This is a genomic window from Bacteroidetes bacterium GWF2_43_63, from assembly GCA_001769275.1.
Lineage (GTDB): Bacteria > Bacteroidota > Bacteroidia > Bacteroidales > DTU049 > GWF2-43-63.
The window spans coordinates 108,785-135,346 of record MEOQ01000009.1 but is presented as its reverse complement, the minus strand read 5'-3'; the positions used below and the strand labels follow the sequence as shown (position 1 = coordinate 135,346).

24 protein-coding genes and 1 tRNA gene are annotated in these 26,562 nt (G+C 43.0%); 20 read left to right on the top strand and 5 right to left on the bottom strand.

What is annotated here, in order from left to right:
* Window positions 1–290: 290 nt before the first annotated feature.
* Together A2W93_04890 and A2W93_04885 are read left to right on the top strand one after the other, a co-directional pair.
* Window positions 291–1,094: a Maebl gene (locus tag A2W93_04890; protein OFY56089.1), complete on the top strand. Its 804-nt coding sequence runs from the start codon at window positions 291–293 to the stop codon at window positions 1,092–1,094.
* A 135-nt stretch (window positions 1,095–1,229) separates the two neighbouring features.
* A tRNA-Met gene (locus A2W93_04885) sits at window positions 1,230–1,306 on the top strand.
* Between the two features lie 127 nt (window positions 1,307–1,433).
* Here A2W93_04885 and A2W93_04880 read toward each other — a convergent pair.
* Genes A2W93_04880 through A2W93_04870 form a run of 3 tightly spaced genes read right to left on the bottom strand, consistent with a single transcriptional unit; the run spans window position 1,434 to window position 4,785 of the window.
* Entirely contained in the window at window positions 1,434–2,288 is an 855-nt protein-coding gene (locus A2W93_04880; protein OFY56088.1) for a hypothetical protein, read from the bottom strand.
* Window positions 2,289–2,324: 36 nt separating this feature from the next.
* A complete protein-coding gene (locus A2W93_04875; GenBank protein OFY56087.1) occupies window positions 2,325–3,956 on the bottom strand; it encodes an ABC transporter substrate-binding protein in 1,632 nt (543 codons plus the stop codon).
* Window position 3,957: 1 nt separating this feature from the next.
* Entirely contained in the window at window positions 3,958–4,785 is an 828-nt protein-coding gene (locus A2W93_04870) for a hypothetical protein (protein ID OFY56086.1), read from the bottom strand.
* A gap of 102 nt (window positions 4,786–4,887) precedes the next feature.
* Here A2W93_04870 and A2W93_04865 point away from each other — a divergent pair, with 102 nt between their 5' ends.
* Window positions 4,888–6,090 carry a 3-isopropylmalate dehydrogenase gene (locus A2W93_04865; protein OFY56085.1) on the top strand — a complete coding sequence of 401 codons (1,203 nt, stop codon included), beginning with the start codon at window positions 4,888–4,890 and terminating at the stop codon, window positions 6,088–6,090.
* 5 nt (window positions 6,091–6,095) lie between these two features.
* The gene (locus tag A2W93_04860) at window positions 6,096–6,662 is read left to right on the top strand and encodes a phosphohydrolase (protein OFY56105.1); all 567 of its coding nucleotides are present in this window, start codon (window positions 6,096–6,098) and stop codon (window positions 6,660–6,662) included.
* A 163-nt stretch (window positions 6,663–6,825) separates the two neighbouring features.
* Here A2W93_04860 and A2W93_04855 read toward each other — a convergent pair whose 3' ends face one another.
* Complete coding sequence (locus A2W93_04855; protein ID OFY56084.1) at window positions 6,826–7,737, bottom strand: hypothetical protein; 912 nt, start codon at window positions 7,735–7,737, stop codon at window positions 6,826–6,828.
* A gap of 371 nt (window positions 7,738–8,108) precedes the next feature.
* Here A2W93_04855 and A2W93_04850 point away from each other — a divergent pair, with 371 nt between their 5' ends.
* The 5 genes from A2W93_04850 (at window position 8,109) to A2W93_04830 (ending at window position 12,781) form a co-directional block, all read left to right on the top strand.
* The gene (locus A2W93_04850) at window positions 8,109–8,885 is read left to right on the top strand and encodes a hypothetical protein (GenBank protein ID OFY56083.1); all 777 of its coding nucleotides are present in this window, start codon (window positions 8,109–8,111) and stop codon (window positions 8,883–8,885) included.
* Entirely contained in the window at window positions 8,863–9,807 is a 945-nt protein-coding gene (locus tag A2W93_04845; protein ID OFY56082.1) for a hypothetical protein, read from the top strand. Before A2W93_04850 ends, A2W93_04845 begins: the two co-directional genes overlap by 23 nt.
* A gap of 152 nt (window positions 9,808–9,959) precedes the next feature.
* Window positions 9,960–11,387 (top strand): chromosomal replication initiation protein DnaA, encoded by a 1,428-nt coding sequence (locus tag A2W93_04840; GenBank protein ID OFY56081.1) that lies wholly within the window; start codon window positions 9,960–9,962, stop codon window positions 11,385–11,387.
* Window positions 11,388–11,402: 15 nt separating this feature from the next.
* Window positions 11,403–11,594 carry a hypothetical protein gene (locus A2W93_04835; GenBank protein OFY56080.1) on the top strand — a complete coding sequence of 64 codons (192 nt, stop codon included), beginning with the start codon at window positions 11,403–11,405 and terminating at the stop codon, window positions 11,592–11,594.
* Window positions 11,595–11,692: 98 nt separating this feature from the next.
* Entirely contained in the window at window positions 11,693–12,781 is a 1,089-nt protein-coding gene (locus A2W93_04830; protein OFY56104.1) for a hypothetical protein, read from the top strand.
* A 325-nt stretch (window positions 12,782–13,106) separates the two neighbouring features.
* Here the strand turns inward: A2W93_04830 and A2W93_04825 are convergent, their stop codons facing one another.
* Entirely contained in the window at window positions 13,107–13,676 is a 570-nt protein-coding gene (locus tag A2W93_04825) for a hypothetical protein (GenBank protein OFY56079.1), read from the bottom strand.
* Window positions 13,677–13,878: 202 nt separating this feature from the next.
* On the opposite strand from A2W93_04825, the gene A2W93_04820 reads away from it, so the two are divergent.
* From A2W93_04820 to A2W93_04770, 11 genes are all read left to right on the top strand, one after another.
* On the top strand, window positions 13,879–14,829 hold the full coding sequence (locus A2W93_04820) for a phosphate ABC transporter substrate-binding protein (protein OFY56078.1): 951 nt from the start codon (window positions 13,879–13,881) through the stop codon (window positions 14,827–14,829).
* Window positions 14,829–15,734: a phosphate ABC transporter permease subunit PstC gene (locus A2W93_04815; GenBank protein OFY56077.1), complete on the top strand. Its 906-nt coding sequence runs from the start codon at window positions 14,829–14,831 to the stop codon at window positions 15,732–15,734. Before A2W93_04820 ends, A2W93_04815 begins: the two co-directional genes overlap by 1 nt.
* The gene (locus tag A2W93_04810; protein ID OFY56076.1) at window positions 15,724–16,569 is read left to right on the top strand and encodes a phosphate ABC transporter, permease protein PstA; all 846 of its coding nucleotides are present in this window, start codon (window positions 15,724–15,726) and stop codon (window positions 16,567–16,569) included. Before A2W93_04815 ends, A2W93_04810 begins: the two co-directional genes overlap by 11 nt.
* Window positions 16,570–16,572: 3 nt before the next feature.
* A complete protein-coding gene (locus tag A2W93_04805) occupies window positions 16,573–17,337 on the top strand; it encodes a phosphate ABC transporter ATP-binding protein (protein ID OFY56075.1) in 765 nt (254 codons plus the stop codon).
* Window positions 17,338–17,760: 423 nt separating this feature from the next.
* On the top strand, window positions 17,761–19,023 hold the full coding sequence (locus tag A2W93_04800) for a hypothetical protein (GenBank protein ID OFY56074.1): 1,263 nt from the start codon (window positions 17,761–17,763) through the stop codon (window positions 19,021–19,023).
* A 240-nt stretch (window positions 19,024–19,263) separates the two neighbouring features.
* Window positions 19,264–20,169, top strand: a complete 906-nt coding sequence (locus A2W93_04795) for a gliding motility-associated ABC transporter ATP-binding subunit GldA (protein ID OFY56073.1) — start codon at window positions 19,264–19,266, stop codon at window positions 20,167–20,169.
* Between the two features lie 598 nt (window positions 20,170–20,767).
* Window positions 20,768–21,262 (top strand): hypothetical protein, encoded by a 495-nt coding sequence (locus tag A2W93_04790; protein ID OFY56103.1) that lies wholly within the window; start codon window positions 20,768–20,770, stop codon window positions 21,260–21,262.
* A 57-nt stretch (window positions 21,263–21,319) separates the two neighbouring features.
* Complete coding sequence (locus A2W93_04785; protein ID OFY56072.1) at window positions 21,320–21,523, top strand: hypothetical protein; 204 nt, start codon at window positions 21,320–21,322, stop codon at window positions 21,521–21,523.
* Window positions 21,524–21,758: 235 nt separating this feature from the next.
* Window positions 21,759–22,115, top strand: a complete 357-nt coding sequence (locus A2W93_04780) for a four helix bundle protein (GenBank protein OFY56071.1) — start codon at window positions 21,759–21,761, stop codon at window positions 22,113–22,115.
* A gap of 185 nt (window positions 22,116–22,300) precedes the next feature.
* On the top strand, window positions 22,301–23,071 hold the full coding sequence (locus tag A2W93_04775) for a hypothetical protein (protein OFY56070.1): 771 nt from the start codon (window positions 22,301–22,303) through the stop codon (window positions 23,069–23,071).
* Between the two features lie 331 nt (window positions 23,072–23,402).
* Entirely contained in the window at window positions 23,403–25,829 is a 2,427-nt protein-coding gene (locus A2W93_04770; protein ID OFY56069.1) for a hypothetical protein, read from the top strand.
* The last annotated feature ends 733 nt before the right edge of the window (window positions 25,830–26,562 follow it).

Below are 26,562 nucleotides of genomic sequence, written 5' to 3'. Positions count from 1 at the left end.
TTTAGTTCACCTCTATTCCTCCGGTTAATTGAATCCGAATTTTGAAATACTTCTACGAATTTGCGTTGAAATGTATTCGGGGGCAAATCTAAAGGGGACTCTGTGTCACAAGTAGAATAAATGCACAGATTTTGTGCAATTGAAGGTTGCGCTGAATGCAGGAATATGAAGCATTTACCTACATTTAAATGCGTTGACTCTGCGGGACCACGTCGGAGCAATTACATTGATTTGAAATAATTGTATCTTTGATAAGAATGACGTTACAAAACGTTGAAAAATTTTGATCAATGGAACCCAAAAAAGATTTAAAACTGGCTGTTATCATCGATGCCGACAATGTTCCCTTTGCGAATGTAAAAGGGCTGATGGAAGAGATTGCCAAATATGGTGTACCTACATTTAAACGCATATATGGCGACTGGACACGCCCCAATTTGTCGGGATGGAAAAGTGTGTTGCTCGAAAGTGCCATCACACCCATTCAGCAATACGGCTACACATCGGGTAAAAATGCGACCGACTCCGCCATGATTATTGACGCGATGGATATTCTGTACACCGGCCGTGTTGATGGATTTTGTATTGTATCGAGCGATAGTGACTTCACCCGGCTGGCTATTCGTCTGCGCGAATCGGGCATGAAAGTCTTTGGTTTTGGCGAGAAAAAAACACCGGATCCCTTCATTGTTGCCTGCGATAAATTTATTTATCTCGAAATTCTGAAAACCGCTCTTGTAACAGAAATTGCTCAATCAATCGTTTCTGATAAATCGAAAAAATCAGTGGCTGTCAGTTCAACTAAAGTCGATCCGAAAACCATTGTTCTCATACAGTCCAGTGTAGATGATTTGGCCGATGAGGATGGCTGGGCTTTTCTGGGCGATGTAGGCACATTGCTAATTAAAAAGAAACCAGACTTTGATCCCCGAAATTATGGGTTCGACAAACTGACGCCCCTATTTAAATCACTAACAGACTATTTTGAAATTGATGAGCGGGTGACCGATAAATCGTTTATAAAACTGGTTTATGTAAAATCGAAAAAAAACGCAGCAGGTAAACAGAAAAACAATAATACCAAAAAGCCATAGAGTGAATTTTTGAAAATTTATTTTCGCAAAATGCTATTATTCAGTGTTTGCGAAGTTCAAGTCCTGGTGGGACCACAAAATTTGAATGAACAAAATAAATTTGATTGATTTTTTCTATCTTTGCACTCCCAAACGGGTCCTATAGCTCAGTTGGTTAGAGCAACTGACTCATAATCAGTAGGTCCCAGGTTCAAGTCCTGGTGGGACCACAAAAATAAACCTCATAAGTAATTGATTATCAATTGTTTATGAGGTTTTTTTTATGCGGTTATAAATTGTTTGAGTCGGTTGAAAAGTAGTATTAATTATATAATCTTAAAAGTGAGGAAAACAGGAAAATTATAAAATTGAAATCTTCAAATACTGATAGTTTTTGTTTAAACCACCTTCTCGAGTCCAAACAAATTTTGAATTTATTATAGGTATGCGAAAACTTCCCTCAGAGCTCATATAGCCTTGTTCTTCGGCAGAAGGAGCCCAATTAACAAATTCAGCCTGAAATACTTTTGTAATTATGCTTCCATTAATGGAGCATAATTTTAGTTCGCAATGTGAATCACTGTATGGGTCGAAAGCTACGGAAATAATAGTTTTCTTATCAGGAGTAAAAATTGGCAAAGATGGGAAATCCGCTTTTCTGCCACTGTCGCTTTTATCAATAAGCCAGTAACTGCAACCTGCCTCGTAATACTGAACATACATCAAGTATAAATCAGGATTGTTGTAATGTCCACGATAGTAAAACTCCCTCATTGAAGCCAGCTCAGGATTCACATCAACATATTGAGCATTTCCTCCGGGAAATGGAAGCGTAGTGATGCCGTTCTTTTTGGGAAAAATTTCAATATCTGAAATTAAATAGCTGATTGTATTTTTTCGCTCATTAATGAATTCATCTTTCGTGATCAATTCCAACTTAAGGTGTTTTCTGGCTTTGTTTTCAAGAGAATCTATCACAAATTCTCCATTGAGAAACTTTTTTGATACACATTCATATAAATCATCGTTTGTCAGGCGTTCAGATTTTTTCAAATATGGGGCTTTTTCCAGAGCAGCTATCCAATGCAGGTTTTTCGTTGATTCATGATAAACAGAATCCTTCATTGAAGAATTTTTTATTGACTGCTTTTGTTCAGGAGAATGGCAACTATATATTGCGACCAGGATTAATAAATATATAACTTTATTCATCATTTGCAATTTGAAAAACAAAAATATAGAAATCAATGCTTATTCCTTCCTCACATTCTTCAATACCAGCAGATTCATCGCATTCGGTTCCAGACCTTTGATGCGGTTACTTACAAAGCGCACAGCCATGTCGTAATACAGCACCACCACCGGTGCTTGCTCCATAATGATTCGATTCATTTTTTCGTACAATTCTGCGCGCAGACTGTCATTTGAAGAGCTGACCGCTTCTTCGTAAAGCCGGTCGAATTCTGCGTTTGCGAAGTGCGTATAATTCGGTCCGTTGGGCACTTCGTTTTTGCTATAGAACAGACTCATGTAGTTTTCGGCATCCGGGTAATCAGCAATCCAGCTGGCGCGGAAGAATCCACTTTTTGATTGCGACACCATTTCGCGCAGTGTAGCGGGTGGTACTACATCGAGTTTAATTTTGATGCTTATTTCGGCCAGCTGTTGCTGAATATACTCGCACAAATCCTGATAAGTCGCGGTTGTTTGCAGCACAATTTCAGGCAATCCGATGCCATTGGGGTATCCGGCTTCTGCCAAAAGCTGCTTGGATTTCGAAGGATTGTATTCAAAGCAGAATTCGCTGTCTTCCGCATAGCCAGTCAATCCGGGTGGAATCATTCCATACAGTCCGGGATAGCCGATATTATTTCGCAGGTAACGCATCATTTTGCGACGATCGAAACCGTAGTTGACGGCCAGTCTGATTTTTTGTTCCTGTAACGCAGAAACAGCTCCGCCACCGCTTTTCTGAACCGAAATGCCCAGATATTCTGTGTTCAGATATGGAATGCGGGTCATGTACATTTTATTGTTGTGTTCCGGCTTCAGATTTCCGGCGGCATCAAGCAATACGTCTTTGTAATTTGGATCCAATCCCGAAATCATGTCGTAATTTCCCTGCATGAATTCCATGAAGGCGGTGTGTTTTTCAACAATAAAAGTAACCACTACGCCATCGAGGTAGGGAAGTCGTTTTCCCGATTTGTCGATTTCGAAATAGTCTGGATTTTTTAATAACACGAGCTTGAGTCCATCCTTCCAGTATTTAAACAAAAAGGGGCCTGTGCCTACCGGATTATGACCGAAATCCTTTCCGTAAAACTCAACAGCTTCGCGCGGTACGACTGAGCAATATTGCATTGAGAGCAAACTCAGAAACGGCGCAAATGGTTTTATCAGCCGAATGGCAACAGTAGTATCATTTGATACTATAATATCGAGTTTCCCATCTGATTTACAAGCAACATTACCCAGCACCCATTTGCCAGGCGAAGCTGTTTTTTCATCAGCCAACCTTTGTAAACTATAATCGACATCGGCGGCAATAACTTTACGTTTTTGATTGTTGAACACTTCGGATGGATGGAAAAAAACATCGCTGCGGAGATGAAAGGTATAAAGGAGGCCGTCGTCTGAAATTTCCCACGATTTGGCTATGCAAGGTTTTACCTGAAGAGAATCATCGAGTTGCACCAGACCGTTGAATAATTGATTGACACCCCAGATGTTGGCCTGGTCGCGGGCAAAGGCCGGGTCGAGCGAGCGAATACCTGCAGCTTCGTTGTAACGAAAAAGTTTAATGTTTTCCGGCACCTGATGTTTGCGTCCGCACGAAATCAACAGCAGACTAACGACAATAAATGGCAGCAGTTTTCTCATATCAGTATTCAACAATTTCGCACACACAGCGGAATCCCAGCCAGTCGCGCGGACCGGCATAAGAAACGGTTTTGGAATAATTATCCGTCGTATCGGTATCGCGCCATGACAAGCCGACTGCAGTTTTTTCCAAGGCAGTCATTTCTGCAATATTGTGGGGAATATACACGAATTCAAGATTTTTTTTCTGAGGGACAGCTTCAATGGTTGCACATCGTTCTCCAGCATAAACAGCGAGATTGGTGTATGTATTGCCTTTAAATTTTTCCATGGCATATTCCCATTCTTCAATTGTTGGGAGCCGATAACGGACTTTTTTGTAGAATTTTTCGCGTTGTTTTTCATTTTTACTTGAAACAGCAAAAAGCAGCATAACCATATCGGTCCGCCATTCACAGAAAGCCTGAGCCTGAATAAATGAAATATGCAGCACCGGGTAATGGCGAAAATCGGAACTATTGTAATATTCGTTCATATTCATGGCCCAGCTCAATGGAGCCTCGAGCGGAGCTTTCATTTTCGCAGCCATTTGCTTATCGGGCCCGCAAAGCCGCATGTATGACTGAAAAATGTTCATATCGATTCCAAACAGCGGCATGTTTTTCATACTGTCGCGCAGTTCTTTGCTGTATGCGATCTGCACAAAAGATTCGAATTCCTTATAATCTATGTTTTTGACCGGGGACACATCGATGAACAGACTATCGCGCAGCCAGACAGTCCCCGGAGGGTTGATCTTTGGCTTGAACGGCATTTTTTCTTTTACCGTAACAGCTGGTGTATTATTCAGCAATAGGAGAATCAGAAATTTCAAAAAAACAACAACCATGATTTCTTTTACTGATTTTTTCCAGTTTTAGCACCTTTTATTAATGTGCAAATATAATTTTTTTGTTCCTTTGCCACCGATAATCCTTAAAACAAAAAGAATATGTCAAAAAGAACTATTGTAGCCATGCCCGGCGACGGAATTGGTCAGGTTGTATTGGAAGAATCTATCAGAGTGCTGGATGCAGCAGGCTTTGATGCAAATTATGTCACCGGCGACATAGGATGGGAATTCTGGTGCAAAGAAGGAAACCCGCTGCCCGACAGAACCATCAAGCTTTTAGAAGAACACAAAATCGGTTTGTTTGGAGCCATCACCTCAAAACCGAAAGACAAAGCAGCGTCAGAACTGGCTCCTGAACTGAGAGACAAGGGGCTTGTATATTACAGCCCCATCGTCACTATGCGCCAGAAATTCGGTCTCGACATTTGCATGCGCCCTTGTCAGACACTGAAAGGCAATCCGCTCAATTTCGTACGTCGCAATGCTGCCGGCGGAGTTGACGAACCTGTTGTTGATACAATGATTTTCCGTCAGAACACCGAAGGTCTGTATGGTGGAATTGAATGGACCAACCCGAACGATCAGGTATATGAAGCACTGATGTCGCATCCGCGTTTCAAACCCAATTTCGGCTGGTGTCCGCGCGAAGAACTTGCAGTATCAACGCGTATAGTAACCAAAAAATTTGCAACCCGCATTATCCGTGCTGCATTTGAATATGCCAAAAAACGTGGTTTTGACAAAATTACTCTTTGCGAAAAACCAAATGTTATTCGTGAAACATCTGGTATGATGCTGAAAACTGCTCAGGAAATGAGTAAGAACGAATATCCAGGCATCTGGGTCGAAGACGTGAACATCGATGCTATGATGATGTGGCTGACCAAAAATCCGGAAAACTATCATGTGATTGTTTCCGAAAATATGTTTGGTGATATCGTTTCCGATGCATTCGCAGGTCTCATAGGAGGTCTTGGCTTCGCTACTTCAGCTCAGTTCAACCCGGATTCGGGTGTTGCTGTTTTTGAACCAACCCACGGTTCTGCTCCGAAATATGCTGACTTCGAAACTTCCATCGTAAATCCAATCGCGATGGTGCTTTCATCGGTGCTGATGCTCGAACATCTCAATGAAAATGAGATTGCAAACCGCATCCGCAAAGCAACCGAAGAAGTTGTTATGGAAGGAAAAGTTCGTGCATATGATATGCTGAAATTGAAGGGAACTCAGGATGTTGTGAATCAGGGCGCCGCTTCAACCAGACAGATGGCTGATGCAATTATAGCGAAACTGAAACAATAATGACTATGGAAGCCATTGATAAAAAGTATATCGATCAGGCGCGTGAGCTTTGGCCTGAGCTTGAATGGATAAGCAATGCTGACCTGAAGGAAAAGATCACCAACACCTGGGCGCTGGCGCTGCAGAAAAGTGTACTCACTCCCGAAGATCTGCGTACCATCCCATTCACATTACTGGCTGGTCCTGATTTGAAGGTAAGCTTTATGGATCACAAGCGCGCTGTTGTACACATCGCCCGTGATGCAGGTTTGAAGTGTGGTGAATTTTTCCGCACCGATCTTCCGGTTGACATGGATATGTTAATTGCTGGCGCTATTCTGGCCGATGTAGGAAAATTGCTGGAATATGAAATGAAAGACGGAAAGTCGGTGCAGGGCAAATATGGCAAATATCTGCGTCATCCATTCAGTGGTGTTTCGCTTGCTGAACAATGTGGAGTACCCGCCGATGTCTGTCACATCATTGCAACCCATGCTGGTGAAGGCGACATGGTGAAACGTACTACCGAAGCTTTCATTGTACATCATGCCGATTTCATGACGTTTGAACCTTTCAAGGACAGACTTAAATAAAGTTGTTGAGAATTAAGAAGCCCGGTTTTTCCGGGCTTTTTTTTAAAGCATTAAGAAAGACATAGCACGGATTACAAATCCGCGCTATGTCTCATGTATTACAAAAATGAAGAGCCCGGTTTTCACCAGGCTCTTCATCACATGACTCAAAAAAAGTTGAAATCTAATTATAAATCAGTTCGTAAATACCTTCGCCCGAATCGCCAACTGTATAATACACAGCGCGGGTTTCATCTGGTGACATGCGAAAGTAAAGATCATCCTTATCTGAATTGATGGGTTGTCCCAATTTATCGGGCTCACCCCATTCACCATCATCGCCTTGGGTAACTATGTAAATATCGAAGTCCTCAGAACTCTGATGTCCTTTGGAACTGAAATAAAGCGTCATTGCGTCGTTTAACAGGAACGGACATTGTTCGTCAGAGGCGGTATTGATTGCAGGACCCAGGTTTTTAGGTTCGCTCCATTTATTTTTGCCAATCATCTCGGTTTCATAAATATCGAGTCCGCCTTGTCCGCCGGGACGGTCCGATGTGAAATAAATTTTATCACCATCGTTGCTGAATGTACCATTAAATTCGTTGTACTGAGTATTTAATGATAGCTTTTCAGGTTTTGTAAATGTTCCGTTTGAAAATTCCACCATGTATAAGTCACTGCCTTCTTTGCCTTCGGCGCTAATGATGAATTTGCCATCAACAGACGAGAATTCATCGAAGCCTTCAGACTGAGGGAAATATGTACCTTCTATTTTACCACCTTTAATAGGACTGATGAAATATTCAATTTTCGAATAATCCTGAGCCAGAAAAGTCTGTTCAGTCAGCGTGTAGCGGACACCAAAAAGCACCTGACTGTTGACAGAGTAGCCTACAGGTACCGATACCAGTTTGTCGCGGAAAGCTACAAAAACACTTTTGGATTTTACATTTTCAGGGTTTTCCTGATCGTTTTCATACAATTTTCTATCAGAGTATGATGTAGAAAGCGGAGTGCTTGCAACCGTAAAGCTCCAGAAAAGAAACAGGCAGGATAGGGTGTAAAATAATTTCATCTGTTTGACAATTTTCATGGTGATTTTGATGTCTTTCCTAATTTTCAGTCACAAATATAAACCATAATTTCACTCAAAACAAGGGTTGAATCAACAAATATATTAACAATCTACATATGTCGCCTGCGTGAAAATCTGTTTATGTGACATATTTGGATTTTCGACTAACAATTGAATGGTTACAGGGACTAATATTGAGCTGTAAAGAGCCTCAGCGGGGATTTTTGCTAATTATTCAATTTTTCTTTGACCAATCAATAGAATTTGAAGATGAATGCATATATTATAAAGTTGTTAAATTTTTCGCCCAGGTGTGTTAAATTTTTCAAATCAGGCAAATAAATATTTTTTCGACACGAAAATGAAAAAATAGTTACATTTGAAACTTCATGAAATCAATAAAGTATCCTCTGTTTTTGACTGCTGTATTTTGGGCAGTAGTTGCATTATCATTCGTTGTAATGTCGTGCCGAACTGCAGCATTATCCAGCAGTGAAGCCGTTTCTATGATTGTTGATGATTCGCTGGGAGTCGATTCCGCGATGTTAAGGCAAATTGCGCCTTACCGGCTGCAACTCGATTCAACCATGAAAGAAGTGATTGGCTATAGCGAACAAACGCTTGAAAAAGGCACTCCTGAAAGTCTGCTCGGAAATTTTTTGTCGGATATGATGATTGAGTCTGCAAAAAAGAATTTCGCTGATTCCATTCTTTCACTTCCGGTCATATCGCTTCTTAACAATGGCGGAATTCGGACATCACTTCCAAAAGGAGAAGTGATGATTGAAAACGTGTTTCAGCTGATGCCTTTCGATAATGAGATTGTGTTGATAGAGCTGAAAGGAAGTGTGCTTATGAAGCTTTTTGATGTTATTGCTATGAAAGGTGGAATGCCTGTTGGTGGACTGCGCCTGATTTTGAATGGTACTTCATGGACCAGCGCAGAGATTGAAGGAAAGGAAGTGATGGCGGATAATAATTACATTCTCATCACTTCTGATTATCTGGCAACGGGTGGTGATGGTCTGAGTTTTTTGTCGGACAATGTTCGTTATATCAAAACAGGATTGCTTGTACGCGATATTTTCATCATTGGAATCAGAGATCTGACCAGTCAGGGAAAAACGATTAATCCTAAAATGGATGGGAGGATCAGATATGAGTAATCGCCGTGATTTTCTAAAAACATTGCTCACTGCTGGCGCTGCATTGGCGGTCCCAAGCGTACTTCAGGCTGGCGGGGCATCGAAGGCAAAACGAATTGTAATTCTTCAGACAAACGATAGCCACAGTCAGATCGAACCACTACCGGAGTCGCATCACCGCTATCCGGGCATGGGCGGTTTTGCAGCACGCGCAGCATTAATAAATAAAATTCGTGGCGAAGGTCATCCTGTTTTGTTGTTCGATTCCGGCGATATTTTCCAGGGGACTCCTTATTATAATATGTATGGCGGCGAAGTGGAAATGAAGCTTATGTCTGAGATGAATTATTCTGCTGCAACTATTGGTAATCACGAGTTCGACAAAGGGCTGGATGGATTGGCCGATGCCATGGAGTATGCTACATTTCCGTTCATTGCATCCAATTATATTTTTAATCATCCACGACTAAGTAAATCGGTAAAGAAATACAAGATTTTTACTTTCGGAAAAATTAAAATTGGGGTCTTTGGTCTTGGCGTTTATCCTCATGGCCTTATTAGCAAAATTAGTTACGGCGACACTGAATATCGTGATCCTGTGCTCACTGCAGCAGAGATGACTTACAAACTAAAGAAGGAAGAAAAATGTTCGATGGTTGTATGCCTGTCGCACATGGGTTATAAAGCCGATGGAGGAGAACATGTTGCAGACTATGAACTGGCAAAACAGAGTAAGAATATTGATTTAATTCTTGGTGGACATAGTCATACCCTTTTATCTAAACCGATAAATATGTATAACACCGACAATCAACAGGTCATTATTACACAAAACGCATATGCCGGTGTAAGAATGTCGCGCATCGACTGTTATTTTTCAGGTGGTGGCAATTTAATTTTTGCTGATGCCTATACGAATAATATTTTTAAAATGCAAGGATAAAAAAATTTTTTTATCAAACTTTTTTTACTCACCTTTGCCCTCTCAAGTTGCTCTCAAATACTCGAAAACACTAATTATGACTCTCACCGTTGTTAATTACTTGATTTCAAAAATAATGTACTTCTCAAACATATTCAATTTCATTGATTGAAATGGCAAAAGATATTAAATCGATATGGAACAATTGTCTGAAAGTTATCAAGGATAACATCGACGACCATAGTTTTTCAACTTGGTTCGCTCCGATAAAACCTTTGAAACTTGATGGCAATGTACTCACGATCCAGGTGCCCAGTAGTTTTTTCTACGAGTGGATTGAAGAACACTACATTGATCTTCTGAAAAAAATCATTCGCAAGGAACTTGGTCAGGACGGAAAACTTGAGTACAACATTCTGGTGGATGCCACACAGAACGGAATTTCTGTAAACTATCCATCTTCAGACAGAAGCGCACTTAAAAATCCTTCGGTGGATATACCCATTGATATCAATCGTGGAACTTCGAAAGAAATTCCGAATCCATTTATCATCCCCGGACTGCGAAAGATTAAAGTAAATTCGCAGCTGGTCGAGAGTCTCAACTTCGACAATTTTGTTGAAGGCGATTGCAACCGGCTTGCACGCTCTGCTGGTTTAGCCATTGCAAAAAATCCGGGAAAAACTTCTTTCAATCCGCTTTTCATTTTCAGCGACACCGGATTGGGGAAAACACATCTTGCTCATGCCATCGGAATTGAAGTCAAGAAAAATTTTCCAGATAAAACAGTTTTATACGTTCAGACTTCTGAATTTCTGAATCAGTTTATCGATTCAGTAAAAGACGATACTACAAACGATTTCGTTCATTTCTATCAGATGATAGATGTGCTCATCATGGACGATATTCACAACCTGGCCAATAAACTCAAAACGCAGGATGTTTTCTTTCAGTTGTTCAATACACTTCATCAGAAAGGAAATCAGATTATTCTGACATCTGACAAACCGCCGGTTGAACTTGAAGACATTGAACCAAGATTGCTTTCACGCTTCAAATGGGGACTGGCTGCCGATCTTCAGGTGCCTGATATTGAAACACGTATTGCAATTATCCGCAAAAAACTACACAAAGACGGAATTACTATTCCGGACGATGTGGTGGAATATCTCGCATACAGCATTTCAACCAATATTCGTGAGCTCGAAGGTGCGATGATTTCTTTGATTGCGCATTCATCTTTCAACCGGAAACCTATTACCATTGAGCTGGCCAAGACCATGATCGATCAGTATGTCCGCAATTCAAAACGCGAGATATCGATTGATTACATTCAGAAAATGGTTTGCGATTATTTCAATATTTCTGTTGAGCAAATGCACAGCAGTTCACGTAAACGCGAAATAGTTCAGGCACGCCAGCTGGCTATGTATTTTGCAAAGACATTGACCAAGAGTTCGCTTGCCAGCATTGGCACTGACATTGGCGGCAAAGACCACGCAACAGTTTTGCATGCTGTTCGCACGGTGAAAAATCTTATCGATACCGACAAACATTTTCGGGTGTATGTCGAAGAGATCGAGAAGAAAATAAAGCTTTAAACGCTTTGTTTTTAATTGGGTCCGGCCTGCCGCAAGCAGGCCGGTTTTTTTATGCCCGAAGCGCAACGTAGGTTGTTTCAAATAGTCTTCAGCAACAAAAACAACATTCCACCGTCCGAAAGCGACGCAGGAGCTGAAGGACATGGAACCGTTGTTTTTGCAATTGTTACGACGGTTCCATGTTCCGGCATCAACGTCAATTCTTAACTCAGATGTTTGCCGGAACGGTGGAATGTCGTAACAATCCGCTGTTTTGAGACAGCCTCATTAAGGGTAAAATACATACCTTTGCATCAATGTCGCATCTGAAACTATTAGTCATCAGCAATTACAGCGGGCTCAATTCTTCGCGGCCCGAGGCAGAGCTCATGCTGGGACTGAAGCGTGCCGGTGTCGATATTACCATCATGACTCCAGCAAAGGCTGAATACGTGCCGGTTTTCGAAGAGGCAGGTATTCGCGTGATCGACTTTCAGCCACGTAAAAAATTCGATCGCAGTGAAATTGATTTTATTCGAAAAGAATTGATTGCCGGTGCGTACGATGTAGTGCATCTTTTCAACGGCAAAGCAATCATCAATGGTCTGAAAGCCGCGCGGGGACTCGATGTAAAAGTGGTGTTGTATCGTGGTTACTGCGGAAATATTCACTGGTGGGATCCTTCTGCTTATTTCAAATTTCTGCATCCGCGCGCCGATGCTATCTGGTGTATTGCGCCTGCAGTAGCCAAAATGATCAATCGCAATAAAATCTTCGGAAAGAAAAATGCTTTCTGCATCACCAAAGGACATCATCCCGATTGGTATAAAAATGTGGAGCCGCTTTCATACAGCGAATTCGATATTCCGGAGAATGCCTTTGTCGTGACGATGGTCGCAAACGCACGCCCAATGAAGGGTTTAAAGTATTTCATCAAAGCTACATACGATATTGTCCCGTCAGTCCCATTGTATATTTTGCTGATTGGAAACGGGTTGGAGTCGAACGAAATAAAAGCATTGTGTGAACGAAGTCCAATGAAGGACCGGATTGTTTTCACCGGCTACCGCAGCGATTCGATGCGGTTGGTGAAGAATTCTGATTTGTTCGTATTGAGTTCCATTTATGGCGAAGCTATTTGCAAATCGGTTATTGAAGCCATGAGTCTGGGTGTGGCAGCTGTCATCACTGACATTCCGGGCAACCGCAGAATGGTAATAGATGGCGAAAGCGGACTGGTCGTCCCACGCAAAAATCCGATCGCGATTGCACGTGCCATCGAATACATGTATAATCATCCGGACGAAAGAATAAAAATGGCCGGGGCTGCCAGACAGCGCATGCAGACTGAATATCACATTGACAGTACCATTGAAAAAATGCTGGCGTTTTATACAAAACTTGCAGACAAATAAAAAAAATATTCTGGTCTAAATTTGCACTTTTAGGTCATTGTTCCCGACGGTCACATGTCCTCACTGATTTCGGACGATAGAATGTCAGGACGCAACCAACATTCTGGCGTCCGCTCGACATTGATTTGCGACAAGGAGCGGTCCCGGAATCGTTGGATGCTGAAACCCATACCCGACGATTCCATGTCAGCAACGCATGGAGGCATGGAGCGGACCCGGCGGCGTTGGGTGCTTACAATCCAAAGCAGAGAGATTGCTTCACGTGAAACGTGACAAAGTCGCAATGCACTCAGGTTGGATTGACAATTAAATGTCAGGAAGTTTTTTATTTTCCAATCCGGCTATTGAACGAGAAGATTGATTTGCGTTTGGATGTCCGGAAAACGCCATCAGATGCTGATTTCACGTCTTCGACTGTGTAGAAAGCATTTGGGTTGTGCTTGTGCACAATTTCAACAAAAGCCGAGAGGTCTTTTCGTTTAATAATGGACATAATAATTTTAACCGGGCCACGAGCGCCAGAAGCATCAGAGACGGTAACTCCAAAATCTTTTGACGAGAGGTCGGCAATCAAATCTGCCGTGTCGAATTTTGGGATTACCCTTACGATTAAAGTTCCGATCATAAGTTTTTCGTCGATCCACATACCAATGAGATTCCCTGCGGCAAAGCCGGCGCCGTAGGCAATGATGGCAACCCAGTTGGTCAGATCGTTCAGAATTTGTCCGACCGCAAGCAACCAGATAATTACTTCGCAAAATCCGAGAATGGGCACCCAGAATTTAATGCCACGTGCAAGAAAAATAAGTCGCAGCGTACCGACACTCTGATCAGCAATTCGGGCGAAAAAAATCAGAAGCGGTAACAGAACAAACTCATACCAGGAAAATTCCATTGTTTTTTTTGCAAAGATAATAAAAGCATGCTGCTCAACGCACAAGGCATGCGGCATCGGGCATGCAGCATGGAGCCTTGAGTGGCCGCGGTCTCGCTCTTACAGTCGCTCTTATATACGCATAGTTAAATGTATGCAAAATATTCTTATCTATACTAAGTCGATAGGAAATGTATTATATTTGTCGAAAAATAGTAATTCTATGAAATCATACTCAGTCATTTTTCTTGTGCTGGCAATCATTGCAGCCGGATGCGGAAACAAAAAACAGGAACAAAAATCGGATAAATTAAGCGGCAACATCAGCATTTCAGGTGCTTTTGCCTTGTATCCGATGGCGCAGAAATGGGCCGAAGAGTTTATGAAAGAAAATCCGGATGTAAAGATTGACATTTCAGCAGGTGGAGCAGGGAAAGGCATGACCGATGTTTTGAACGGAATGGTAGATATGGCCATGTTTTCGCGCAGTGTTTCTCCCGAAGAAGAAAATCAGGGTGCATGGAAAATCGCAGTAGCAAAGGACGTTGTGTTGCCGACAATCAATGCAAAAAATCCGGTGTATGCTGAACTGAAAACACGCGGACTTACAAAAGAAGAATTTCAAAAAATATACATCACACAGGAAATCAAGGACTGGAGCCAGCTGAAGCTGAAAGGTGGTGGTGCCATCAGTTTGTTTTCGCGCAGCGATGCGTGTGGTGCTGCTGAGATGTGGGCAAAATTCATGGACGGTGCTCAGGAAGATTTGAAAGGTGTTGGAGTGTTTGGTGATCCAGGTATTGCAGATGCAGTAAAGAATGATGTTAAAGGGGTTGGCTTCAATAATATTATATATGCTTACGATTATAAGACCGGGAAAATTCAGGATGGCATTGGGATTATTCCGATTGACATTAACGGAAACGGGAAAGTTGATCCGGAAGAAGATCTTTACAGCGATATGAAATTACTCACCGGTGCCATTCGTGATGGAAAATTTCCGGAGCCACCGGCACGTCCGCTGTATTTTATTTGTAAAGGGAAACCTGACAACGCAATTGTTTTGGCCTTTTTGAATTACATTCTTACTACTGGTCAACAATGGGTTGAAGAAAGCGGTTACGTGAAACTGCCTGAAGCAATGGTGGAAACTGAAAAGAAAAAACTCGACTAATGCTGGCGACGCGACGCATACGTGATTACGCGGGCCGGGGCTGGATGATGATTTCGAAAATCATTGTTATCCTTGTGCCGCTCATCATGCTGATCGTATTGATTGACAAGTCGCTGCCTCTGCTGCAGGACAACGGATTCCTGAATATACTTTCGGGAAATGAATGGAAACCGGGTGCAGGAAGTTTCGGTTTCAAGCCATTTATCATAGGCTCTTTGTACGTTTCAATTCTGGCTATTCTGATTTCTGCACCCGTTTGCATTCTTGCTGCCATCTATCTTTCGGAATATGCTCATCGGAAAATTCTCAGCATGATGCAGCCGGTGATCGATATTCTGGCAGGAATTCCTTCTGTCATTTATGGTGTCTGGGGTATTCTTTTTATTGTTCCTTTTGTTCGAAATGTGATTGCACCAGCCATGGGAATTGAAAGCACCGGTTATTCGATTCTGGCCGGCAGTCTTGTTTTGGCAGTTATGACCATTCCTTTTATATTGAATATTCTGCTTGAGTTATTTGCAACCGTTCCGCGTGAATTGAGAGAGTCAGCTTATTCGATGGGCACAACAAAATGGGAGATGGTGAAAGTTACGGTGCTTCGCAAAACCGGTGCGGGAATTATTTCCGCTGTAGGACTGGGCTGGGCCAGAGCTATTGGTGAAACCATTGCCGTGATGATGGTTGTTGGAAACACCATTGTAATTCCTGATTCAATTGTGAGTCCCGGATATCCGCTCCCTGCGCTGATTGCAAACAATTACGGAGAGATGATGAGTATTCCGAAATATGACAGCGCGCTCATGTTTGCTGCATTAATTCTACTTGCAATCACGGTTATTTTCAATATTCTCATGCGCATGATCATTCGACGTTTTACTATAAAGCCAGGGGAACATGAAGCATAAACGCATCGAAGAAGTTGTTATGAAAGTGCTGATGATCGCAGCTACACTGCTGATTGCATTTGCACTTGGATCTATACTTTATTCAATTGTCGCCAAAGGATTTCGATATCTCAACTGGGACATGATATCCTCATTACCCAAAGGCGGTTATTATTTCGGGAAGGAAGGTGGCGTACTCAATGCCATTGTCGGATCGATATATCTGGCTCTGGGAGCCACTTTACTCGCATTGATCATCAGCGTTCCTGTGGCTTTGTACATGAATGTTTTTCTGCGGCGCAACGGTAGAGCGGTGCGCGCATTTCGTTTTTTCCTGGATGTTTTGTGGGGAATTCCGTCTATTGTTTATGGTGCTTTTGGATTTACGATGATGGTGGCCCTGGGCATCCGAACATCGTTGCTGGGCGGCATTGCGGTGGTTGGCATTTTTGTCGCACCCATTATGATCAGAGCTATGGATGAAGTATTGCAACGCGTACCAAACGGCATCCGCGAAGCTGCATACAGCATGGGATGCACTAAGACAGAAACAGCATTTCGTTTTTTCATGCGAAAAGCTGCCCCGGGAATTGTCACAGCCATTCTGCTTTCATTCGGACGTGCCATTGGAGATGCCGCCGTAGTGCTGCTTACAACAGGCTATACCGATTATATTCCGACATCGCTCAGTCAGCCGGTAGCAACGTTGCCGCTTGCTATATTTTTTCAACTGGGTTCTCCGGTCGAAGAAGTGCAGGGGCGGGCCTATGCATCGGCGCTGATACTCACCATTATCATTCTGATCATTAGTCTTTCTGCACGTCTGTTTGGGCGTATTTACAAAAAAAATATCTAAGCAATGGCTGAAAATAAATCAATTATAGAAATCAGCGATCTCAATGTTTATGCTGGCGACAGAAAGTTGCTCAGCGATATTTCGGTGAATATTCCACGTGGCACCATCACCGTTATTATGGGGCCGAGCGGCTGCGGAAAAACAACACTGCTGCGGTCATTAAACCGGCTTACCGATTTGAGTGGACTGCGCGTAAGTGGAGAGATAAAATTTGGCGGAACCGATATTCTTTCTTTGCGCGGTTATCATGTGGCAGCCATGCGTCAAAGGATGGGACTACTTTCGCAGCGTCCTTATCCATTGCCGCTGAGCATTTTTGAGAATGTGGCGTATGCGGTCAGGCTGAAAGGAATATCGCGCAAAACTGAAATCCGGAGTCAGGTGGAGCATTATTTTCGACTTGCCTGCTTATGGGACGAAGTAAAGGACAGACTGCATCAATCACCTTCGACACTCAGTATCGGGCAGCAGCAGCGGCTTTGCCTGGCACGTGGGTTGGCGGTTGATCCCGAAGTAATTCTGGCAGATGAGCCAACTTCGGCGCTGGATCCTATTTCTACGCAAGCCATTGAGCAATCATTCATGCAATTGAAAAATGATTACACGATTATTCTGGTAAGTCATATTCTTCGGCAAGCCCGGCGGATAGCGGATCACGTGGTCTTCATGTATCTGGGCGAAATGATTGAAAGCGGCGATGCAAAAACATTTTTCTCGAATCCAAAAAACGAAATGACAAAGAAATATCTGGAGGGAGTTTTTTATTAGTAGTCAGTGAGGTCAAGGTTAAGGTCAAGGTCAAGGTTAAGGTCAAGGTCAAGGTTAAGGTTGAGGTAGAGGTTAAGGTTGAGGTCAATGGTTATCGGTTATTGGTTAACGGTTATTGGTTAACGGTTAATGGTTTAGAGGTTGATAGGTTTAGAGGTTGAGGAGCTGAATGCGAAAAATAAGATGCGAAGCACAAATAGCGTCGAAGGCGCTGCAGATATTAGCCCGGGATAAAATCCCGGGAGCAAAAATAAAAACAGGTCACGCGTCAACGTGAAACGCTGCAAGCAGGAGACGCGCGCCCACGTTAATGTTGAGTGACGAATGCATTTTGAATTGAAAATGCAGCACATGATATTTATCATCTGAGATCCCAAATAAAGTTAGTTTGAAAATGTCAAACAGAAAACAAAAAAAGCGAATATGAACAGATCAATTATTTTTGTGTTTTTCGTGCTCATGAGCACCGCATTATTTGCGCAGACCTTTGAGCTGACCGGAGAATTCCGGTTCAGACCTGAATTTAGAAATGGCTACAAACATTTGCCAGACAGCGTTTCGGAAGCAGCGGGTTTTGTCTCTCAGCGCAACAGAATTGGACTGCACTACAAAAGTGAAAAGTATGAAACCCAGTTCACATTGCAGGAAGGCCGCATATGGGGCGATGAGCTGCTTAAAAGCGGCAAAGCAACCATTGGTATTTACGAAGGATGGGTTAGCCTGAAAGTGAGTGACTCTCTGAAACTCCGCATGGGACGACAGCCATTGTTGTTTGGAAATCAGCGAATGTTTAGTGGCAACAACTGGTCACAGACCGCTCAGGCACACGATGCAGCTTTGCTTGACTGGAAATCGGGGCAAAAGCATTTATATTTTGTGCAGGCATTCAATCAAAAAGCCGAGAATATTTTTGGCACTGATTATTTGAGCAATACCGCAGATATAAAAGATAATTACAAGACATTGACGATTTTGCGATATGAGCAGAAAATCAAAGACCTTGATTTTGCAGTCATGGGTTTTGCCGACGGGTTTCAGGATCTGAATGGAAAGGCGCTATACGTGCGGAGTACACAAGGTGCGGAAGCGAAATATACGTTGAACAAATTTATTTTCAGCGGCATGGGATATTATCAGACCGGACACAATGTTGCCGGAACCGCGCTTGCATCATGGTTTGCAGCTTTCGAAGCAGAGTACAAAGCTGATAAATGGAGTGCGAAAATGGGTGGTGAAATACTGAGCGGCGACGATGTTGCGACAGAAAAATACGAGCAATTCCTGCCACAATACGCTTCTAATCACACCTTTGCGGGGTTCATGGATTATTTCACCAATTTTGCAACCCATACTGGCGGCACCGGATTTATTGACACGTACCTGAAAGGAAACTATAAACTATCGAAAGTACATTCACTTGCGCTCGATTATCATTATTTTGCAACGCAGCAGAATACGATTACCGGTGGCGCGCATATCGATCAGTTCCTTGCGCATGAAGTCGATCTTACATGGAAGATGGCTTTCGCCAAGGACTTCAACGTTTCGCTTGGGTATTCCATTCTCAGCGGCAGCACTACGCTTGAGTTGATTCAGGGAAGAGACAATTCAAAGTTGGCGCATTGGGCCTATGTGATGCTTGAGTTTAAGCCGACTTTTCTGAAATATTTTTCTGAGAAGAAGTAGAGCAAGGGTAAGGCTGAGATTAAGGATAAGCAGCTTGCAGCTGGGAGAGGAAGGGTAAGGTTAAGGTTAAGGTTAAGGCTGAGGTTAAGGCTGAGGTTAAGGCTGAGGCTGAGGTTAAGGCTGAGGTTAAGCTGCTTTCAGCTTGCACTAAAGTGCCGTGAAATGAGCTGAGTGAATGAGTTCAAAAACTTTCAAATGCGAGGTAAGCAAGAAACCATTACTTTTGCAAAAATATTTCTCATGTCAATCAGGGTCAATCAGGTTACAAAAGTGTATGGCGAACAGAAAGCGCTGAATGGCGTTTCGCTTGAAATCGAAAAAGGCGAAATCGTTGGATTGCTGGGCCCAAACGGGGCAGGGAAGTCAACGCTGATGAAAATTCTCACCTGCTATATTCCGCCCACCAGCGGTCAGGCCTTTGTAAATGATATGAACTGTGCCGACGAAAGTCTGGCAGTTCGCAGCATCATTGGGTATCTGCCGGAGAATAATCCCTTGTACTACGACATGTATGTACGCGAGTTTCTGACTTTCATTGCGGGCATTCACAATCTGAAAGACAAGAAATCGCGGGTGGATGAAATGATAGAAATCACTGGACTGAAGCCCGAAATGCATAAACGCATCGGAGCGTTGTCGAAAGGATACAAGCAGCGTGTGGGATTGGCTCAGGCGCTCATTCACAACCCGGAAGTGCTGATTATGGATGAACCCACCAGCGGCCTTGATCCGAATCAGATTGTTGAAATCCGCGAACTGATTAAAAAGTTAGGATCTGAAAAAACCATTCTGCTTTCGACGCACATCATGCAGGAAGTGGAAGCCATCTGCAACCGGGTTGTGATCATTGACAAAGGAAAAATTGTGGCCGATGGCAAGACGGCGGATCTGGCTTCGATGTTTTCTGCCGCAGAAATGCTGATGGTTGAGTTTGATCGCAAAGTGAGTCGTGAAGCTATTCTCGCCGTTAAGGGCGTGAAAGATGCTACCACAAAAGGCAATAACGTCTGGGAAATTGAGACAGATAATGACATTGATGTCCGCAAGGAAATTTTTGATTTTGCTGTTCGCAATCAATACAAAGTGCTGTCGCTGAACAAAGAGAAACACTCGATTGAAGAATTGTTTCAGCAGCTGACGAAGTAGTTTTCAGTTGTCAGTAATCAGTTGTCAGCTCTGAGACGGGGCTTAGAAGGTTGAGGTTAAGGCAAAGGTTAAGGCTAAGCACCTTCGGTGAGCAGCAAGCAGTGACCAGCGAGCTATGCTAAAAACAAGAAGAAGCTTCGTTCATAATTAAGTCTTTACTTCTAAAATCACATATCTCAAATTTTTATCCTGAGCGAAGACGAAGGGCGTATATCATATATCGTCAGGTTGAGGCTAAGGTTGAGCACCTTCACGTGGAACGTGATAAATCGGTGAGCGGCGAGCAAAATACGAATCAGCCGCGGCGGACAGAGCTCTGATGTTTATGTTCATTGTCACTGATAAAAAAAATCATTCAGAATAACAGAACTATTTATATAAAGTTGTTTAAATTGATTATATATTGATCGTTATTTACGATTAAAATAACTTATTTAGTATGAAAAACAATTTTTCTGAAGCCTATATTTGATTCCAAGACGATAATTTTGCAATATATAAGGTCAATTTATATCGAAATGAACGAGAAAAATCGTAAATTTGCAGTCTTGAAAAATGAATATAGCAAAAAGCTATATATTTATATGCCTGTATGAATATGAGTGATAAAGATAGTTTGCGTCATTGGTATGTGGCTTATACAGCTCCGCGTGCTGAGAAGAAAGTATCTTTACGATTGAAGGACCAGGGAATCAATCATTATCTTCCAGTGAAAAAATCATTGCGTCAGTGGACTGATCGCAAGAAATGGGTTGAGGAGCCGCTTTTTCCATCTTATATTTTTGTGCAGGTTGATCAGAAAGAATATTTCAAGGCCATCAATACCGATGGTTTGGTTTGTTACATCCGGTTCGAAGGGAAGGCTGCAAAGCTTCGTGAACAAACGATTGCGGATATCAGGCGAATCGCCGAGGCCGGTTTGATGGCCGAAATGGTGGATGAAATTCCTCAGCCGGGGACTCAATATTCAATCAATGCCGGACCGCTGAAAGGAATTTCGGGAATGGTAGTGCGACTGAAAGGAAAATCACATTTTGTGCTGGAAGTGGAAGAACTGGGTAAGTTTCTGGTTTTGCCGTTTTCGGCATCGTAGGGTGTTGATTTAAAATAACTTCCGCTGTTGGTTCAATGGGACTGACGCGGCGAAGCTGTGGGTGCGAAGCGCCAGATTGAGGCTGAAGATAAGGTTAAGGTTGAGGCTAAGGCAGAGGCAAAGGTTGAGGCAAAGGTTGAGGCAAAGGTTGAGGCAAAGGCTAAGGTTAAGGCTGAGCAGCTTGCAGCTGGGAGAAGAAGGTTAAGGTTGAGGTTAAGGCTGAGGCAAAGGTTGAGCAGCTTTCAGCTGAGAGAAGGTTGAGGCTAAGGTTAAGGTTGAGCAGCTTGCAGCTGGGAGAAGAAGGTTAAGGTTGAGGTTAAGGCTGAGGCTGAGGCTGAGGTAAAGGTTGAGCAGCTTGCAGCTGAGAGAAGGTTGAGGCTAAGGCTGAGGTTAAGGCTGAGGCTGAGGCAAAGGTTGAGGTTAAGGCTGAGGTTAAGGTCAAGCTGCTTTCAGCAGTAAGAGAAGGGTGAGATTTGAGAAATAATAAATAAATATCATGTATACTTCATTCAACCAAATGCCTGTCTGGAAAACCGCCTTTGATTTGTCTGTCGAAGTATTTAATCTTACAGCAACTCTTCCGAAGTCTGAGGATTATGGATTGACCTCTCAGTTACGGCGTTCTGCGAACAGTGTTGGGGCAAACATTTCAGAAGGGTTTGGTCGTGTTACGGGGAATGATAAAGCTTATTTTTATGCAGTCTCGCGAGGCTCGGCGTATGAAACAAAGCATCATTTACGGTATGGTTGTGCAGTGGGGTATTTTGATAAGGACGTAGTAGCGAAATTGATAATGCAATATGAGGAGCTGATTAATAGTTTGAATAAAATTATTAAGACGATGAGGAGATGAGAGAAAAAGGTTAAGGTTGAGGCAAAGGTAAAGGCTAAGGTTAAGGCTGAGGCAAAGGTAAAGGCTAAGGTTAAGGCTGAGGCTAAGGTTAAGGCTAAGGTTGAGACTAAGCCGCTTAACCTAAACCTAATCTAACCTTTAAGTCGCGACATCTACTGAGTAAAGACACAAGTAAATTATTTTCAATGAAAACATACAGACTTCTTTTTCTGATTTCGGCAGCAGTACTGATGCTTGCCAGTTGCGTACCGCAGAAAAAAATTCTTCTCTATCAGGGCATGGACGGATCAAGCATTGAAAAAACGCAAACGCCGTCGCAATACCGCGTGCAAAATGGCGATGTACTCTACATCGATGTAAAATCGGTTGATGAAAAAGCAACAACCTTTATCAATGGGCCAGCTACGGCACAAGCTTACAACTCTCAAATGCTGACTGAGCAGACCTTGTATTTCAAAGGTTATGAAGTTGGCTCCAATGGCGCCGTACAGATTCCGTTTCTCGACAGTATTGGTGTGAGTGGGCTCACCATGGGCGAAATTTCTTCGTTGCTGGTGGATAGTTTGAGTCCGTATATTATTGATCCCGTTGTATCGGTGAAGCTGTCAAATTTCAGAGTAAGTGTGAATGGAGAAGTTTCTGCACCTGGCTCATTTGCATTCTATTCGCCGACGGTGACCATCTTTGATGTGATTGCACTTGCCCGACCAACCGATTTTGCAAATCGCAAAGAAGTGGTGATCACGCGCAAGGTTGGAAGCGACAGTCTTTTGGTGGAGCGCATTGATCTGACGAATAAAAATATTTTGTTGTCGCAGTTTTATTACATGCAGCCGGGCGATCAGCTTTATTTCGAGCCGCTGAAGGCCAAACAATTCGGATTTGCGAATTTCCCATATAGCCTTGTATTGTCGGTCATCTCGACGAGTCTGGTGGTTTATTCGCTGTTTAGATAGATTGTGGTCACGCGTCGGGAGACGCGCGCCCAGGTTAAGGTCAAGCTTGAGGTCAAGGTCAAGGTCAAGAGGGCGAAGCCGTCAAGAAAAGCTGCGGAGCTCCATCCGATGCGCCTCCGCCTACTGCGGAGTGAATTCCAGCGCTAAATATCTTAGCCCATGGTCAAGCGCTTCGCGCGAAGGCCCCGGGTAATATTCGCGCAGCACCAGTAATTGGGTCAAGGTCACGCGTCAACGTAAAACGTTGCAAGCAGGAGACGCGCGCCCAGGTTAAGGTTGAGGTCAAGGCTAAGGTTGAGATCGGGAATTAGTGAATTAAAAAAAACAATATATGACTCAGGATAGTCAGGAACAAATGAAACAGTATTCTTCGAACGAGGAAGAAAAAACCATTGATTTTCGAATGCTGTTTTACAGGGTGCTGCGGCAATGGTACATTGTTGTACTTTGCGTGCTGATCGGCATTGGAGCCGCATTGTTTTATCTGCGTAAAGCTCCGCGCCTTTATCAGGGATCGACTACGGTGTTGGTGCAGGATAAGCAAAACAAGCTGATGGATGCGCAGAAACTTATGGGGCTCGATATTGGCCAATCATCCACCACGGTGGAAAATGAGCAACAAATTCTGCAATCGATGCATATGTCCGAAGAAGCCGTGAAACGCATCGACTGGCAGGTGAGTTATTATCTCTCAGGCCGCATACGCACAAACACTATCTACGCGGTTCGTCCATTTTCTATCATTGTCGACACCCTGCAACCACAGGTGGCCGGCGCTTTTTTCAAAATTGAATTTAAGGATGACAATACCTTTATTCTTAAATCTGATAAAAATGAAGGCAAACTATATGATTACCGCGTGAATGATTATTATCTGCGGCAGGGCAATTATGTCGAAGTCGCTAATACTATTTACGAGAAAGAACATCATTTCGGCGATACCATTCACACTGCCAATTTCAGCTTTGTAATAGTTCGCGGTAATGCACTTCCTTCTACTTTTGACAAAGGTGATCTTTCGTTCAGGCTTAATGATCTGCAATCGTTTTCAGAAAAACTGAACAAGGGACTTGTGATTGAACCTGCTTCGAAAACCTCATCGGTTCTGAAAATTACTTCGCAATATTATCAGCCAGAAATCCTGAAAGATTTTCTGAACGCGATTACAACCGTATATATCGAATCAGGTCTTGACAACAAAAACAGTGTTGCAATAAAGACCATTGAATTTATAGATTCTGAACTTGAGTTGATCACCGAAGAGCTGAGCAATGCTGAATCTGATCTTGAAACCTATCGTAAGGAAAATAAAATTTTAAGTCTTGATGAAGAGGCGGTAGCCATTTTTGAGCAGATGCGCAATATTGATGAGCAGAAAGCTGCGTTGATGCTTAATAACAAATATTACATCTATCTGCGCGATTATGTTGCAAAGGAACGCGATCTCGAGAGCATTGTGATTCCGAGCAGCATGGGGATTGAAGATGCTGTCACCGCATCGTTGATTGAGGAGCTTGCACGGCTCTACAACGAACGTTCGGCTTTGGTGAAAAGTGCCGGAGAAAAAAATCCCGCCGTACAGAAGATCAACGCACAGATTAAGCAAACCAGAGAGAGTATTCTTGAAAACACCAAAAACATCATTCAGCTTAATAATCTGAGTATTTCAGAAATGGAGAAGCGCTCAGGTAGTATCAATGCACGTGTTTCATTGCTACCCACCAATCAGCGCAATCTGCTGGGTTTTGAGCGGCAATTCAATCTCTACAACGAGTTATATGTGTTTTTGCTGGAGCGCAGAGCAGAAGCCAAAATCACCGCAGCCACCAATATGTCAGACAACAGTGTGATTGATGTTTGCAGTAAAGTTGTTCAGATAAAGCCAAAAACCAGCATGGTGCTTATGATTGCTTTCGTATTGTCGCTTATGATAGCACTTGGAATTATATTTCTGCCTGGCTGGCTTAAAAACACTTTTGAATATCCGCGCGAGATCGAAGAAATGTCGCCTTATCCTTCTGCCGGTAATATTATGCACAACGACGTTGCTAACGAAATAGTTTTTAGCAGTGCTCCACATTCGATTGTGGCGGAAAGTTTCCGTAATCTGCGTACCAATATTAACATGATGGCAAAAAATAAAAAAGGTTTCTCCATCATTGTTTCATCTGATCTGCCTTCAGCGGGAAAAACTTTTGTTTCAATCAATCTGGGACATGCCTTTGCAGTGTCGGGTAAAAAGACATTGCTCATTGGAGCCGATATGCGCAAATCGCGATTATCTGAAGTGACCACGCTGTCGCAAAGCCCGGGTCTGAGTGAGTATCTTACCGGGTATGTCAGTCTTGAAGAGGTGCTGAGGCCATGTCCCGAAATTCAGAATATGTTTATCCTTACCTCAGGAAAAATACCGTTTAATCCGGCGGAATTGCTGGAAAGCGCGGAGATGTCTTTTTTGCTGGAACAGGTGAAACAGCAATTCGACGTTATAGTGATCGACTCTCCGCCAATGATAGCCGTGACCGATGCCAGAGTTCTGCTCCAACAAACCGATGCGCTTGCTTTGGTAGTGCGATTGCGCAACACAAGAAAAAATATTCTGCGTGATCTGCTGAGAGATCTGAAAACGAAAAATGTCAGAAATACAGTATTGATAATAAATGATGTTCCTATTCAGAAACGCGCTGGATATGGCTATGGGTATGTTAGCAGCTATGGACAGGGGTATATTGATGATGAGACAAAGCATAAGGCATAGGGCATGCGGCATAAAGCGCCTCTTAAGTGGAAAGTTCATAAAGTTCATAAAGGCAACGTTAGCGAAGCACTGCGGCGTTGATGCGACAAGGCGATGATCGCGTGAAACGCGACAAGTGCGAAGCGACGCCTGATCGCAGTACACACACTCCCGCGCAAAGCCGCTGTCATCCTGATCCCCGCCATTGTCACACTGAGCCCCGCTGCTGTCATTCTGAGCCCTGCGTTCCGCAGGATAAACTCCGTTGAAGTGTCAATAGCAGGATAAACTCCGTCGAAGTGCGAAATGGCGGGATAAACTCCGCGCAGCACACATTCTCTCTCCCGAAGGGAATAATAAAACCCTGACGCCTATCACCTGATGCCTAACGCCTGACGACTCGCTCGTATTTCTTATCTCGTATTTCGTATCTCGTATTTTCTGTCGCCTAACGCCTTTCGCCTGACGACTCGCTCGTATCTCGTATTTCGTATTTTCTATCGCCTATCGCCTGACGACTGATGCCTAAACCCCAACTCATAGCTCATAACCCATAACTCATAACTGTATCATGCAAACCCAATTAATATCCCTCCCCAAAATATCCGACCCGCGCGGAAATTTCACGCTCAATGAACAATTGAAACAAAACATCCAAAAAATTCGACATAATGTAAAGCCATAGCATGTCAAAGTGTAAAGCAAAGGTGAAACAATTTGTAAAGTCGTCAATGTTTAATTATCTTTGTAGCAT

What these genes read in the sequence shown, in the direction of transcription:
- A2W93_04890 (OFY56089.1), top strand. Translation starts at nt 291, where the DNA reads ATGGAACCCAAAAAAGATTTAAAACTGGCTGTTATCATCGATGCCGAC.
- A2W93_04880 (OFY56088.1), bottom strand. Translation starts at nt 2,288, where the DNA reads ATGATGAATAAAGTTATATATTTATTAATCCTGGTCGCAATATATAGT.
- A2W93_04875 (OFY56087.1), bottom strand. Translation starts at nt 3,956, where the DNA reads ATGAGAAAACTGCTGCCATTTATTGTCGTTAGTCTGCTGTTGATTTCG.
- A2W93_04870 (OFY56086.1), bottom strand. Translation starts at nt 4,785, where the DNA reads ATGGTTGTTGTTTTTTTGAAATTTCTGATTCTCCTATTGCTGAATAAT.
- A2W93_04865 (OFY56085.1), top strand. Translation starts at nt 4,888, where the DNA reads ATGTCAAAAAGAACTATTGTAGCCATGCCCGGCGACGGAATTGGTCAG.
- A2W93_04860 (OFY56105.1), top strand. Translation starts at nt 6,096, where the DNA reads ATGGAAGCCATTGATAAAAAGTATATCGATCAGGCGCGTGAGCTTTGG.
- A2W93_04855 (OFY56084.1), bottom strand. Translation starts at nt 7,737, where the DNA reads ATGAAAATTGTCAAACAGATGAAATTATTTTACACCCTATCCTGCCTG.
- A2W93_04850 (OFY56083.1), top strand. Translation starts at nt 8,109, where the DNA reads ATGAAATCAATAAAGTATCCTCTGTTTTTGACTGCTGTATTTTGGGCA.
- A2W93_04845 (OFY56082.1), top strand. Translation starts at nt 8,863, where the DNA reads ATGGGAGGATCAGATATGAGTAATCGCCGTGATTTTCTAAAAACATTG.
- A2W93_04840 (OFY56081.1), top strand. Translation starts at nt 9,960, where the DNA reads ATGGCAAAAGATATTAAATCGATATGGAACAATTGTCTGAAAGTTATC.
- A2W93_04825 (OFY56079.1), bottom strand. Translation starts at nt 13,676, where the DNA reads ATGGAATTTTCCTGGTATGAGTTTGTTCTGTTACCGCTTCTGATTTTT.
- A2W93_04820 (OFY56078.1), top strand. Translation starts at nt 13,879, where the DNA reads ATGAAATCATACTCAGTCATTTTTCTTGTGCTGGCAATCATTGCAGCC.
- A2W93_04815 (OFY56077.1), top strand. Translation starts at nt 14,829, where the DNA reads ATGCTGGCGACGCGACGCATACGTGATTACGCGGGCCGGGGCTGGATG.
- A2W93_04810 (OFY56076.1), top strand. Translation starts at nt 15,724, where the DNA reads ATGAAGCATAAACGCATCGAAGAAGTTGTTATGAAAGTGCTGATGATC.
- A2W93_04805 (OFY56075.1), top strand. Translation starts at nt 16,573, where the DNA reads ATGGCTGAAAATAAATCAATTATAGAAATCAGCGATCTCAATGTTTAT.
- A2W93_04800 (OFY56074.1), top strand. Translation starts at nt 17,761, where the DNA reads ATGAACAGATCAATTATTTTTGTGTTTTTCGTGCTCATGAGCACCGCA.
- A2W93_04795 (OFY56073.1), top strand. Translation starts at nt 19,264, where the DNA reads ATGTCAATCAGGGTCAATCAGGTTACAAAAGTGTATGGCGAACAGAAA.
- A2W93_04790 (OFY56103.1), top strand. Translation starts at nt 20,768, where the DNA reads ATGAGTGATAAAGATAGTTTGCGTCATTGGTATGTGGCTTATACAGCT.
- A2W93_04780 (OFY56071.1), top strand. Translation starts at nt 21,759, where the DNA reads ATGTATACTTCATTCAACCAAATGCCTGTCTGGAAAACCGCCTTTGAT.
- A2W93_04775 (OFY56070.1), top strand. Translation starts at nt 22,301, where the DNA reads ATGAAAACATACAGACTTCTTTTTCTGATTTCGGCAGCAGTACTGATG.
- A2W93_04770 (OFY56069.1), top strand. Translation starts at nt 23,403, where the DNA reads ATGACTCAGGATAGTCAGGAACAAATGAAACAGTATTCTTCGAACGAG.